9 protein-coding genes are annotated in these 13454 nt (G+C 70.2%); 2 read left to right on the top strand and 7 right to left on the bottom strand.

Annotated elements, in window-relative coordinates; genetic code table 11:
- Nucleotides 1-17 precede the first annotated feature (17 nt).
- Complete coding sequence (locus Q0C38_RS09900; protein WP_291296922.1) at nucleotides 18-1481, top strand: calcium-binding protein; 1464 nt, start codon at nucleotides 18-20, stop codon at nucleotides 1479-1481.
- A 173-nt stretch (nucleotides 1482-1654) separates the two neighbouring features.
- Nucleotides 1655-4924, top strand: coding sequence for a cadherin-like domain-containing protein (locus Q0C38_RS09905; RefSeq protein WP_291296923.1), 3270 nt, complete (start codon nucleotides 1655-1657; stop codon nucleotides 4922-4924).
- Between the two features lie 6 nt (nucleotides 4925-4930).
- Here Q0C38_RS09905 and rpmG read toward each other — a convergent pair whose 3' ends face one another.
- The 7 genes from rpmG to Q0C38_RS09940 form a co-directional block, all read right to left on the bottom strand.
- Entirely contained in the window at nucleotides 4931-5098 is a 168-nt protein-coding gene (rpmG, locus tag Q0C38_RS09910) for a 50S ribosomal protein L33 (protein WP_144186158.1), read from the bottom strand.
- A 34-nt stretch (nucleotides 5099-5132) separates the two neighbouring features.
- Complete coding sequence (locus tag Q0C38_RS09915) at nucleotides 5133-6695, bottom strand: S41 family peptidase (protein ID WP_291296924.1); 1563 nt, start codon at nucleotides 6693-6695, stop codon at nucleotides 5133-5135.
- A gap of 88 nt (nucleotides 6696-6783) precedes the next feature.
- Nucleotides 6784-9426, bottom strand: a complete 2643-nt coding sequence (gene topA / locus Q0C38_RS09920) for a type I DNA topoisomerase (protein WP_291296925.1) — start codon at nucleotides 9424-9426, stop codon at nucleotides 6784-6786.
- Between the two features lie 39 nt (nucleotides 9427-9465).
- On the bottom strand, nucleotides 9466-10587 hold the full coding sequence (gene dprA, locus Q0C38_RS09925) for a DNA-processing protein DprA (protein WP_291296926.1): 1122 nt from the start codon (nucleotides 10585-10587) through the stop codon (nucleotides 9466-9468).
- Nucleotides 10584-11183 (bottom strand): glycerol-3-phosphate 1-O-acyltransferase PlsY, encoded by a 600-nt coding sequence (gene plsY, locus Q0C38_RS09930; protein ID WP_291296927.1) that lies wholly within the window; start codon nucleotides 11181-11183, stop codon nucleotides 10584-10586. Before plsY ends, dprA begins: the two co-directional genes overlap by 4 nt.
- Entirely contained in the window at nucleotides 11180-12445 is a 1266-nt protein-coding gene (gene pyrC / locus Q0C38_RS09935; protein ID WP_291296928.1) for a dihydroorotase, read from the bottom strand. Before pyrC ends, plsY begins: the two co-directional genes overlap by 4 nt.
- Nucleotides 12442-13398 (bottom strand): aspartate carbamoyltransferase catalytic subunit, encoded by a 957-nt coding sequence (locus Q0C38_RS09940; protein WP_291296929.1) that lies wholly within the window; start codon nucleotides 13396-13398, stop codon nucleotides 12442-12444. Before Q0C38_RS09940 ends, pyrC begins: the two co-directional genes overlap by 4 nt.
- Nucleotides 13399-13454: the final 56 nt, after the last annotated feature.

The raw sequence follows: 13454 nt of genomic DNA on the forward strand, positions 1-13454 counted from the left end.
ATGATGTGGAGAGAGAGATGTACGTCTTTTCGCTGACAAGCAGCACCAACTTCTTCCTCGACGGCGACGTGTTCGCCGACGACGTGCTCGACATTTCGGATACGCTGATCAGCACCGACGAGGCCGTCGACGAGGACGGGTTCGAACTGCCGCAGGATGTCGAGCTGAATGCAGGCGGCATCGGCTGGTTCCGCCGCCTCACCATCAACGACATGGGCGGCAACAACACGATCATCGCCGGCAACAGCGTGCTGAACCGCCTCGTCATCAATATGGGTGATGGCGATGACTTCATCGAGGGCGGCAGCAACGCCGATGTGATCAACGCCGGCGACGGTGACAACCAGGTGTTCGGCCATGACGGCAATGACCGCATCACGACCGGCAGCGGTGCCGACCTGGTCGATGGCGGGGCCGGCAACGACACGATCAACTCCGGCGCCGGTGATGACGAGGTCCATGGCGGGGCCGGCAACGACACCATCAATGCCGGCGACGGCAACGACCAGGTCTATGGTGGCGACGGCAACGACGTGATCAATGCCGGCACCGGCGACAACTACGTCGAAGGCGGCGACGGCAATGACAGCATTACCGCCACTGGCGGCAACGACGTCATCCTCGGCGACGACGGCGACGACACGATCAATGCCGGCGACGGCAACAACATGGTCGATGGTGGCGCGGGCAATGACCGCATCACGACCGGCTCCGGCGACGACATGATCGAGGGCGGCGACGGCGACGACACGATCAATGCCGGCAACGGCAACAACTACGTCAACGGCGGAGCCGGCAACGACAAGATCACCACCGGCAGCGGTGCTGATTTCATCGAGGGCGGCGTCGGGAATGACAAGGTCCATGCCGGCGACGGCAACGACTTCGTCGTCGGCGAGGACGGCAACGATACGCTCTGGGGCGAGGGCGGTGACGACACGATCGAGGGCAATGCCGGCAACGACGTGATCAACGGCGGTGACGGCGACGACATGCTCTCGGGCGGGTCCGGCAACGACCAGATCACGGGCGGCTTCGGCAACGACGTGATGGAGGACGGCACCGGCGTCGACCGCCTCTTCATGAACTACGGCGACGACACCGTGAACAACGCCGCGGACGGCGAGCGTGACGTGTTCGTCTGGAACAGCCTCAGCGGCATCATCAAGGCCGGCCCGGAATACGACACGATCGAGTGGTTCGACGTGCGTGGTGCGCGCAACAACGACGTGCTCGACTTCTTCGGGCTCGGCAGCAACCTCTACGCGCAGCTCTACGGCGGCGGCGCCGGCGAGACCGGCGTGTTCGCCGTGTTCCTCTCCGAGGAGGATCGCGAGATGGGCAACTTCCTCGTCGCGGTGCAGTGGAACGAGCAGATCGGCGACGAGCAGATCAATGTCGGCGTCTCGTCGAGCTCCGACATCCGCATCGGCTTCGGCTGGAACGTCGAGAACGTCGTCAGCGGCGATACGTTCATCTGATCGCCTCGTCGAATATCTGACTGCCTGACCACCGGGGGCGGCCCTTTCCGGGTCGCCCCCACCAGGTTGACGGCCGTGCATGGATGCCTCGGGGGAGGCGCCGGTGCGCGAAGGGGGAAATGATGTCGTTCAGCATGCGATCGGGCCGGGCGATTGACGCCATCGATGCGGCCATGAATGACGAGGCACCCGCGCGGGGCGGGCGTGGCCTGCAGTGGAGCGGGGCCGCGGCGATCGGCATCGGCCTCGCGACTCCGTTCCTTGTCCGGCTCGAACAGCACGGCGCTGACGTGCCCGCGGCTGGGGGCGCGACAGCGGCGGAGACGCCTGTCGAGCCTGGCGCGCCGCACGAGCCGGCCGTTGCAAAGACGGAACAGACGGCTGCCGAAGCGGCGCCCGGTGCAGCCCCGGGTGACGAGCGCGTGGCCGCCGCACACGGAACAGCCGCACCAGAGACCGGCGCGCCGAAGACCGACCGACCGGAGGCCACCGCGCCAGAAGCCACCCCACCGGCCCCCTGGCAGGAGGCTTCCGCCGAGAAGCTGCCTCGGGCGCAGGCCGAGGAGATGATGGGCGGCGGGCCGGATGACGAGTTCGGCGGCCGGCCCGTCTCGCCAGGGCACGCGCCCGTCGAGAACGATGTGCTCCCGCTCGAGGATGGCCCGGGCGGCGGTCCTGTCGGCGATGTCATTGCAGGCCCTTTCCTCGGCAGCACTGGCAGCACCGCCGCCCGCGCTGTCTCGATGCCGGCGCCGCCACCAACCATCTCGCCCGGCGCGCCAGCACTTGGCGGTGGCGGGGGAGCGCCAGGCCCAGCATCGGCGCCCAGGGCCCCGGTCGGGCAGGCATCGCCGAACGCAGCCCCTGTCTTCACGCCTGATGCGCCCCTCGTGATCCGCCCGGGCGAGACCGCGGCGCTCATCCCTGACATCCTGCTTGCCAACGACATCGATGCCGATGGCGACAGGCTGATGATCGACCAGGCCGCGGCCGACGCGGGCACCATTGAGGAACGCGCCGACGGCAGCATCCTCTATACTTCGGCGGAGGGGTTCACCGGGCGCGATACCGTGTCGTACGTGATCTCCGACGGCGCAGGCGGCAGTGCCGCGGCGAGCCTCGTGATCATCGTCACCGACGACCCCGTCACGATGCCCGACGCGACGCTGGTGCTCCGCCCTGGGGCTGACGTCACCTTCACCGGAGGGGACCTCACCGCCAACGATCTCGCGCCCGCCGACGCTGTCCTTGCCGTCATCGCCATGGAGGGAACGACGCGCGAAGGCGGCCGCATCGTCGAGACGGCGCCCGACACGTTTGTCTACGTCCCACCGGAAGGCTTCGTCGGCGAGGACAGCGTGGCCTATGTCGTGACCGATGGGCACGGCAACAGCGCCGCGGCGACGCTCACCCTCGCCGTGGTCAACGCAGCACCCGTGTTTGGCCGTGACGCGCCGGTGACGATCCGCCCGGGCGAGGTGGCAACGATCGACGCAGCGGCGCTGCTCGCCAATGACAGTGATGCCGATGGCGATGCGCTGACGCTGACGGACCTCGTGGCAATGGGCGGCGTGATCGCGGAAACGACTGCGGGCAGCTTCGCCTTCACGCCCGACGATGCCTTCCTCGGCACCGCGCGCCTCGCCTACACGATCGATGACGGATATGGCGGCACGGCCTCGGGGTCGCTTGCCATCGCCGTGGTGAACAGCGCGCCCGTCGCCGCACCCGACCTTGCGGTGAGCGCCCCGCCTGGCGAGGCGAGCGTCATCCTCATGGCGACGCTGCTGGCCAATGACACCGATGACGACGAGGACGCGCTTGCCATTGCCGCTCTTGCCGGCACGACGGAGGCTGGCGGCACGATCGATGCGCTTGGCGATGGCATGCTGGTCTACACCCCGCCGGAGGGCTTCACCGGCACCGACAGTCTCGCCTACAGCGTGATCGACGGCTATGGCGGCATTGCCGCAGCGCGGCTCGACCTTGTCGTCGAGACGATCTCGGACGTGCAGGGGGAGGCCGGGGCGTCCGCTCCCTTTACGCTGAGCCTGCTGTCGAACACGCGCTTCCTGCTCGAGGGCGGGGCTGTCGAGGACAACGCGATCGACCTCTCCGACGGGCTGATCGACGGCGCCGAGGCGATCGACGGATCAGGCGCGCCGCTTGCCGTACCGGTTGCGATCAACGACGGCGGTGTCGGCGCCTTCCGCACCATCGCGATCACCGATGCCGGCGGCAGCAACACGATCCGCGCCGGCAACGATGTGCTCGCCCGCCTCGCCGTCACCACGGGCGGGGGCGATGACGTGATCGAGGGCGGCAGGGGGCGTGACGCGATCGCGGCGGGCAACGGGAACAACATCGTCCATGGCTTCGATGGCGATGACCAGGTCACTGCCGGCAGCGGCGACGACGTGATCGACGGTGGTGCCGGCAACGACGTGATCAACGCGGGCGGTGGCGCCAACCGCGTCTCCGGTGGCGCGGGCAATGACCGCATCGCGGCCAACAGCGGCGACGATGTGATCGACGGCGGCGACGGCGATGACGTGATCCTGGCCGGAGAGGGTCGCAACACGGTCACGGGCGGCGCCGGGAATGACCGCATCGTCACAGGCACCGGCGATGACACGATCGACGGCGGCGAGGGCGATGACGTGATCAACGCCGGCGACGGCGACAACCGCATCTATGCCGGGGCTGGCAAGGACACGATCACCACCGGCAACGGCGCCGACACGATCAGCGGCGGCGCGGGCGATGATCACCTGGGGGCAGGAGCGGGCAACGACACGCTCGATGGCGGCGAGGGTGACGACACGCTCGACGGCGGCGAGGGGGATGACGTGCTCGCGGGTGGTGCCGGCGATGACGTTCTCGATGGCGGTGCGGGCAACGACACGCTCGACGGTGGCGAGGGTGACGACACGCTGACAGGTGGCGCGGGCGATGACACGCTCGATGGTGGCGAGGGTAACGACACGCTGACAGGCGGCGCTGGCGACGACACCATCACCGACGGCGCGGGGCGCGACCGCGTGCTGATGATGGGTGGCGACGATACCGTCATGAACGCACGTGACGGTGAGCGCGACGTGTTCGTGTGGGACGATCTCGCCGCGCTGATCGCGCGGCCGGAATACGACAGGCTGGAGTGGTTCGACGTCACGAGCCGCCTCGACGCCGATGTGCTCGACCTCTCAGGCCTCGGCGATCGCCTGGTGGCGGAGATCTATGGCGGCGGGGCCGGGGAGACGGGAACGCTCGCCGTGTACCTGAGCGAGCAGGATCGTCTTGCGGGCGACTATATCCTGGCGATCGACTGGATGGAGCAGATCGGCGACGCGCCACTCGTCATCGGCCCGGGCGTGTGGGCGAACATCAGGCTCGGCATGGGGTGGCGTGTCGTCGACGCTGTGGCCGGCGACACGTTCGGCTGAGCTCTGCTACTTGATCTTGGCTTCGCGGAAAACGACGTGCTTTCGCGCGACGGGGTCGAACTTTTTGAGCTCGAGCTTGCCCGTGGTCGAGCGCGCGTTCTTCTTCGTCACGTAGTAGTAGCCGGTGTCGGCTGTGCTCACGAGCTTGATCAGCACGGTGTTCGACTTGGCCATGATCACTCAATCCTTCGAAAGGAGACGCAACGCCTCAACGGACGGCACCGCCGCCCGGCGACGCGGCGGTTGCGGCAACGGAGCGGCGGAAAAGCCATAGCGCCGCTTCCGTGTCAAGCTTGCCGCCCTCGGCACTCGGGCAGGTGCTCCGCTCCGCCGCCAGGTCTGCTGCCGTCACTTCCGCCGCCGTTGCCGCGCCGGAGGATGACGCCTCGCGCCACGGGGGCGGCGCCTCGGCGTGCGGGGTCGCGGCAAGCAGCCGCTCCGCCTCGCGCCGGGCGATGTCCTCGCCCCGGCTGGTGCAGAGATCGGGGATCACGCCACGGCCCTGGAGCGGATAGCCGGAGGGGGCGATCAGCCGCGCCCAGCTGATATGCATCTCCCCGCCATCCGGCAGCGGGTGGACGAGCTGGATCAGCCCCTTGCCGCGAGTGGCGGAGCCGATCACGCGCGCGCGCCCATTGTCCTGCAATGCTGCCGCAAGCGCCTCCGCCGCGGAGGCCGTCTGGCCATCGACCAGCACGATCACCTCCATCGCCTCGGCGAGGTCGGCCCCGCCGGCGAGGTAGCTGCGCGAGGCATCCGGGTGGCGCCCGCGCGCGAGCACGACCTCGCCGCCCCTGAGGAAGACATCCGCCACCCCGACCGCCTGTTGCAGCAGCCCGCCGCGATTGCCGCGAAGGTCGAGAACGAGGCCGCCGGGCGGCGTCGGGCGGCCGGCAAGGCCGGCGACCACTCGAGCGACCTCCTGGTCGGTCTCGCGCGTGAAGCTGCTGAGAGAGATGACGGGCAAGTCCCCGGCCCAGTCGAGCCGTGCGGTCGCCGTCATCGCCGTGGCACGCACGACGAGCACCGAGAACGGCGGCGCCCCGCGACGCTGGACGGTGAGCGCGGTCGCCGATGCAGGCTCACCGGCGAGCGCCTCGCCCAGCGCCTCGGGGCCGAGGCCGCGCGTCGGCGCACCGTCGATCGCGATCAGGCGATCACCGATCGCAAGCCCGGCTCGCCAGGCAGGGCCGTTGGGTACCAGCGCGGTGATGCGCGCAGCCCCCTGGTCGGGCACCACGGTCAGCCCGACATCGCCCGTCCCGAGCCGAAGCGCGCGGGCGCGGGTCGCCTCGCGCGGGGCAACGACGCGGCTGTAGGGGTCGAGCCCCGCGATCATCTCCTCGAGCACGAGCAGGCGGCGTGCCGTTGCGTCGGCCGCGCGAAGCCGCGGCGAGGCGGCGGCGGCGGCACGCATCGCCTCGGCACCCGCGCGGCCCCAGGCCTCCGCGTCTGATGCGGGGGGGGCGGCAAGGCTGGTGCGGGCACCGGCACCGACCGAGATCTCGATCCTGTCCGGCCGGAGGGCAACGGTGAGCGCAGGCTCGAGCCGGCTCAGGCCGCGCAGGCCGGCCGCGAGGCGCTGCGCCGGCAGCTGCTCCTCGACATGCCGGTCACGCAGCGCGGCGAGCGCGGAAGCGAGCACCGCATGGTCGAGCGCGCCGTTGCGCGGCCCCTCGGGTGCGCTCCGGGCGGGCAGGGCAGGTGCCACCACGCACGCGAGCGCGAGCAGGGCCTGGCGCAGGATACTGGGCAGGTGGTTCCGCGGCACGGCGACTCGACCGGTGAAGCACGAAGCGAGTGTGCGCCAAGCGTGGCGCGCTTGCGAGAGACCGTATGCGATCAGCGCACGGACGCGCTCAGCCCGCCGCGCTGCGCCGCGCCGGTGCCGCCGTCCTGCCCTTGGCACCCGCCTTGGCACCGGGCTTGCCGCCGCGCCCACCACGCCCGCGGGCGGCGAGCGGCTTGCCCTTCTCGGCCAGCAGCGCCACGGCGGCATCAAGGTCCATGTCCTCGGACGCGACCCCCTTCGGCAGGTTCGCCACCGTCGAGCCGTGCTGCACATAGGGGCCGAAGCGGCCACGCCTGAGCGTCACCTCGCCGCCCTTCGGGTGTGGCCCCAACATCTTCACGCTGTCGAGTTTCTTGGCGAGCAGCACCACGGCGCGGTTGATCCCGAGGGAGAGCACGTCATCGTCCTTGTCGAGGCTGGCATAGACCGGCCCGAGCTTCACGTAGGGCCCGAACTGGCCGATGCCGGCATAGATCGGCTCCTGCTTCTCCGGGTGCGTGCCGATGAGGCGCGGCAGCGAGAGCAGCCCGAGCGCTGTCTCGAGCGTGACCGAGGCGGGGTCGGTCCCCTTGGGCAGGGAGGCGCGCTTGGGCTTGGGCACCGCGGGCTTCTTGGCACCCTTCTTGGGTTTCTTGGCATCCGGGTCAGGTGCGGGGGCGGGGGGCGCCTCGCCGAGCTGAACGTAGAGGCCGTAGGGGCCGGGGCGGAGCGTGACCTCCTCGCCTGTCTCGGGGTGCCGGCCGAGCGCGCGGACATCCTCCGTCCCGCCTGACTGGTCACCGCCGACATTCCGCGTGTAGCGGCATTCCGGGTAGTTCGAGCAGCCGATGAAGGCACCCGTGTTGCCGCCGATGCGCAGGCCCAGCCTGCCGGCACCGCAACGCGGGCAGGCCCGCGGGTCGGTGCCGTCGCCACGGTCGGGGAACAGGTGGGGCCCAAGGTCGCTGTCGAGCGCATCGGTCACATCGGCGATGCGGAGTTCCTTCGTGCCCTCGACCGCCTTCACGAAGTCGCGCCAGAACCCTGCCAGCACCTCGCGCCAGGCAGCCCGCCCGCCGGAGACGTCATCGAGCTGGTTCTCGAGGGCGGCGGTGAAGTCATACGCCACGTAGTTCTCGAAGAAGCCGACGAGGAAGGCCGTGACGAGCCGGCCGCGATCCTCGGGGATGAACCGGCGCGCATCGAGGCGGACATACTGCCGGTCCTGCAGCACCTGGAGGATGGAGGCGTAGGTGGAGGGCCGGCCGATGCCGAGTTCCTCGAGCTTCTTCACCAGCGAGGCCTCGGAGAAGCGCGGCGGCGGCTGGGTGAAGTGCTGGCTGGGCGTGACGGCCCTCAGCGCCGGCTTCTCACCCTCCGCCATGGCGGGCAGAAGCCTGCTGTCCTCGTCCTCCACCTCGCCCGGGGCGGGCGCATCGTCACGATCCTCGCGGTAGAGCTTGAGGAACCCGTCAAAGGCAATGACGGAACCCGTTGCACGAAAACCAATCGTGTTGTCGGCAGAGGCGATCTCGACACTCGTCTGGTCGAGCTCGGCCGACGCCATCTGGCTGGCAACGGCCCGCTTCCAGACGAGGTCGTATAGCCGCCGCTGGTCGTCCGACAGCGCGCGGGCGACCTCATCGGGCGTCCGCGCAACGTCGGTCGGGCGAACAGCTTCATGGGCTTCCTGGGCATTCTTCGCACGCGAGGTGTAGACGCGTGGCGACGCGGGGACATAGTCCGTGCCCGAGCTGGCGGCAATGTGCCCGCGGATGGACGCAATCGCCTCCGCCGCCATCTGAACACCATCGGTGCGCATGTATGTAATGAGGCCAACGGTCTCGCCGCCGAGTTCGACACCTTCGTAGAGCTGCTGCGCCGTCCGCATCGTCCGCGTGGCGGAGAAGCCGAGCTTGCGGGCGGCTTCCTGTTGCAGCGTCGAGGTGGTGAAGGGGGCGGGTGGATTGCGCCGCACCCGCTTCTTCTCGACGGAGGCGACGCGATAACTTGCCCCCTCCGCCCGCGAGACCGCTGTTTTTGCGGTTTTCTCGTCGGCGAGATCAAACTGGGTAAGCTTCTTGCCGTCAAGTGACACCAGGCGTGCGGTGAACGGCGTTCCACCCTGGGTCGCGAAGGCGCCCTCGATGGTCCAGTACTCGCGGGCGCGGAAGGCCTCGATCTCGGCCTCGCGCTCACAGATCAGGCGAAGCGCGACCGACTGCACGCGCCCGGCGCTGCGGCTGCCCGGCAGCTTGCGCCAGAGAACGGGCGAGAGGGTGAAGCCGAACAGGTAGTCGAGCGCCCGGCGGGCGAGATAGGCGTCGATCAGGTCGCCATCGAGGTCACGCGGGGCGGCGATCGCTGCCTTCACCGCTGACTTGGTGATCTCGTTGAAGGTGATGCGGCTCACCTCGACGCCGGTGAGCGCGCGGCGGGAGGCCAGCATCTCCTTCACGTGCCAGGAGATCGCCTCTCCCTCACGGTCAGGGTCGGTGGCGAGGTAGAGGCGCTTGGCCCCCTTCAGCGCGGCTGCGATGGCGCGGAGCTGCTTCTCGCCCCGGTCATCGGCCTCCCAGTCCATCGCGAAGCCTTCCTCGGGGCGGACCGATCCGTCCTTCGGCGGGAGGTCGCGGACATGGCCGTAGCTTGCCAGCACGGTGTAGTCACGACCGAGATAATTGTTGATCGTCTTGGCCTTGGCCGGTGATTCGACGACAACGACATCCATGGGGGCTTCTTCCCTCGCGCCCCTGCCGGAGGGGCGAATTCAGCGCGCGGCCAGCACCACGCGGTTTCCCGGCAGGCGGTCGATCCTGCCCTCGAGGTCAAGTTCCAGGAGGGCGGCATTGACCGCCGACGCGCTACATGGGCAGCGGCGCAGCACTTCGTCAACCGAGACGGGCGCAGTGGAGAGCAGCGCCGTGACGTGGCGCACTGCCTCGGCGATCTCGTCATCGGCGGTTTCGCTTGGTTCAGGAGCGGGTTCTGGAGCCTCCTCCACTTCCGGAAGTGTCGGGCGGTCGAGGCGCAGCAGCGGCGCGGGACTCGGGGCGTCGGGCAGGGCGGCGAGCACATCAGCCGCCGTCTCGACCAGCGTTGCCCCCTGCCGCAGCAGGTCATTGGCACCGCGTGCGCGCGGGTCGAGCGGCGAGCCGGGAACGGCCATGAGCTCGCGCCCCGCCTCGAGGGCGAGCCTGGCCGTGATCAGGCTGCCGGATTTCAGCGCCGCCTCCACCACGATGGTGGCGAGCGAGAGGCCGGCGACGATGCGGTTGCGACGGGGAAAGAGCTTCGCCAGCGCCGCGCTGCCGAGCGGGGCTTCCGCCACCACGGCGCCTGACGCGGCGATGCGCGCCTGCAACGCGGCGTTCTGGGGTGGGTAGGGCCTGTCGAGCCCGCCGGCGACAGCAGCGAGCGTGATGCCGCCTGCCGCGAGCGCCCCCTCATGCGCGGCCGTATCCACCCCGCGCGCGAGGCCCGAGACGACCGCGATGCCGGCCTCGGCCAAGTCCTTGGCCAGCCGCTCGGCGATAATCCGCGCCCCGGCAGAGGCATTGCGCGCGCCGACGATGGCGACAGATCGTCGGGAGAGCAGGGCATGGTCACCGGCGACGGCCAGGGCGAGGGGCGCGTCATACGTCATCGCCAGCGCCTGGGGATAGAGGGGGTCGGTGTCGAGGATCAGCCGCGCGCCGATGGCCGCAAGCGCTTCCTCCTCGCGGGCGATGGCGGAGGGGCAGGGCAGGCTCACCGCACGGCCGCGGGCGAGCCGTGGCAGCGCCTCGATGGCAGCCTGGGCGCTGCCGGCCCGCGCGATAAGCGCGCGCACCGTGGCCGGCCCAAGCCCCTCGGCGCGGGCGAGCCGAAGCCGCGCCAACCTTTCGCTCACGCGCCTTGCTTCTCCTTGCTCTCACCGATGCGCGGCTCCGTGCCGGCGAGCAGGCGGCGGATGTTGCCTTCGTGGCGCCACGTGATCAGCACCGCGATCGCCAGCACGGCGAAGGCGGGACCAGCGCCCGCGAACGCCCAGGTGAGGAGCGGGGCGAGGGTGAAGGCGACCAGGGCGGAGAGCGACGAGAATTTCGTGACCTTCGCCACCACGAGCCACGTCGCGCAGGCCGCGAGCCCAGCCGGGAAGGCCAGCGCGAGCAGGGTGCCGAGGCCTGTCGCCACCCCCTTGCCGCCGGAGAAGCCAAGCCAGGGGGTGAAGAGATGCCCGACAACGGCGGCAACACCCGCCACCGCCGCCGCCATCGGCCCCCACAGCGCACCCGCGATCACCACCGAGGCAGCGCCCTTGCCGCCATCGAGCAGCAGGGTGGCGGCGGCAAGGTCCTTCCGCCCGGTACGCAGCACGTTCGTCGCCCCGATATTGCCCGACCCGATCCGGCGGATATCGCCAAGCCCTGCCGCCTTCGTCAGCACCAGGCCGAAGGGGACGGAGCCGAGCAGGGCGCCGAGGATGGCGGCGAGCGCGAGGCTCATCCGAACACCCTGCGGCCTGCCTTCCAGGTGCCGAGGACCTTGCCCTGCACCGGGCGCCCATCGAAGGGCGTGTTGTGCGCGCCGACCAGCGCCTCCTCCCGCACCTGCCAGGCGCGGTCGAGGTCGAACAGCACGAGATCGGCCGGCGCCCCCGCTTCCAGCCTGCCGGCGGGGCTGCCGAGCAGCGCTGCGGGGCGGGAGGTGAGCAGCGCCAGCGCGGGGACGAGCCCGAGCCTGCCGGTGTGGACGAGGCCGAGCGTGACGGCGAGCAGCGTCTCGAGCCCCGATCCGCCGGCCTCGGCCTGGGCGAAGGGAAGGCGCTTGGCGTCGGTGTCCTGCGGCTGGTGGTCCGATGCGATGGCATCGATCGTGCCGTCGGCGAGCGCGGCGACGACGGCCTGGCGATCCGCTTCCGTGCGGAGCGGCGGGGAGAGCTTGGCGTAGGTGCGCCATTCGCCAACGGCCGTCTCGTTCAGGTCGAAATAGGGCGGGGCCGTGTCGCACGTCACCCGCACGCCATCGGTCTTCGCGCGGCGGATGAGCTCGAGCGCCTCCGCCGTCGTCACATGCGCGAAGTGGACGTGCCCGCCCGTGAGCGCCGCGAGCCTTATGTCGCGCGCGACCATCAGCGCCTCGGCGGCAGCCGGGATGCCGGGAAGGCCGAGGCGGGTGGCCGTCTCTCCCTCCGTCATCGCCCCGCCCTGGGCGAGCGACGGCTCCTCCGGGTGCTGCACGATCATCGCCCCGAAGGCGCGCGCGTAGGAGAGGGCAAGCCGCATGGTGCGCGCCTCGGCGATCGCGCGGCGGCCGTCGCCAAAGGCCACCGCACCTGCCTCCTGCAGCAGGCCGAGCTCGGCGAGTTCGCGCCCAGCGCAGCCCTTGGTGGCGGCCGCGCAGGGCAGCACGGTGACGGAGCCGAACGAGGCAGCCCGGCGGGCGACGAACTCGACCAGCGCCGGCTCATCGAGCGGCGGGTCGGTGTCGGGGAGCGCCATCACCGTCGTCACCCCGCCGGCGGACGCGGCGGCGGCGAGGACGGCGAGGCTCTCCTTGTGCTCCTCGCCAGGCTCGCGAAGCCCGACGCGCATGTCGACCAGCCCAGGTGCGAGGATCGCGCCGCCGCAATCGACGATGGCGGCACCCTCGGGCGCGGCGTCGGCGATCGCCTCGATCAGCCCGTCGCGCACCACGAGGACGCCCATGCGGTCGAGGCCCGAACCCGGGTCGATCAGCCGTGCATCGGTGAAGGCTGTTGCCGTCATGCGTTTGCCCGCGTGTCGCGCGTCAGCAGGTCGAGCACCGCCATGCGCACCGCCACCCCCATCTCCACCTGCTCCTGGATCACGCTGCGCTGGAGATCGTCGGCCACCGCGCTGTCGATCTCGACGCCGCGGTTCATCGGCCCCGGGTGCATGACGAGCGCATCGGGCTTGGCAAGTGCGAGCTTGGCCTGGTCGAGCCCGTAGAAGCGGAAGTATTCGCGGGCGGAGGGAACGAAGCTGCGGCCCATCCGCTCCTTCTGCAGCCGCAGCATCATCACGATGTCGGCCCCCTTCAGGCCTTCCGCCATGTCGTTGAACACCTCCACCCCCATCGCGGCCACGCCGGAGGGGATGAGGGTGGGGGGCGCGATCAGCCGCACGCGGCTGCCCATGGTGGTGAGCAGCAGGATGTTGGAGCGGGCGACGCGGGAATGCAGCACGTCGCCACAGATGGCGACTGTGAGATTCTCGAGCGTTCCCTTGTGCCGGCGGATGGTGACGGCATCGAGCAGCGCCTGCGTCGGGTGCTCGTGCGTGCCATCGCCCGCGTTGATCACCGCGGCGTCGAGCTTCTGGGCGAGGAGGGCGGCAGCGCCCGACTGGTCGTGGCGCACCACCAGCATGTCGACATGCATGGCGTTCAGCGTCATCGCCGTGTCGATCAGCGTCTCTCCCTTCGAAACCGAGGAGCCGGAGGGCGACATGTTCACGATGTCGGCCCCGAGCCGCTTGCCGGCGAGCTCGAAGCTGGTGCGCGTGCGCGTCGAGTTCTCGAAGAAGAGGTTCACGAGGGTGCGGCCGCGCAGAACGTCACGCGGCCCGCCCTGGCGGTTCAGCGAGATGTAGGTCTCGGCGAGGTCGAGGGCGGCGCGGATCTGCCCGGGGTCGAGCCCGCCGATGCCGAGGAGGTGCCTGCGCCTGCCAGCCTTCTGCCCGAAACCGGATTCGGCCACCACATCCCTCCAACCCTGATCGGCGGCGGAGGGAACGACCGTGCGGTGGCGCCGTC

The sequence above is a fragment of the Elioraea sp. genome (assembly GCF_022842375.1).
In the GTDB taxonomy this organism is placed as follows: domain Bacteria; phylum Pseudomonadota; class Alphaproteobacteria; order Acetobacterales; family Acetobacteraceae; genus Elioraea_A.

Excerpts from the sequence above, each read along its gene's own strand:
- Q0C38_RS09900 (WP_291296922.1), top strand. The coding sequence starts at position 18 with ATGTACGTCTTTTCGCTGACAAGCAGCACCAACTTCTTCCTCGACGGC.
- Q0C38_RS09905 (WP_291296923.1), top strand. The coding sequence starts at position 1,655 with ATGAATGACGAGGCACCCGCGCGGGGCGGGCGTGGCCTGCAGTGGAGC.
- rpmG (WP_144186158.1), bottom strand. The coding sequence starts at position 5,098 with ATGGCCAAGTCGAACACCGTGCTGATCAAGCTCGTGAGCACAGCCGAC.
- topA (WP_291296925.1), bottom strand. The coding sequence starts at position 9,426 with ATGGATGTCGTTGTCGTCGAATCACCGGCCAAGGCCAAGACGATCAAC.
- plsY (WP_291296927.1), bottom strand. The coding sequence starts at position 11,183 with ATGAGCCTCGCGCTCGCCGCCATCCTCGGCGCCCTGCTCGGCTCCGTC.
- pyrC (WP_291296928.1), bottom strand. The coding sequence starts at position 12,445 with ATGACGGCAACAGCCTTCACCGATGCACGGCTGATCGACCCGGGTTCG.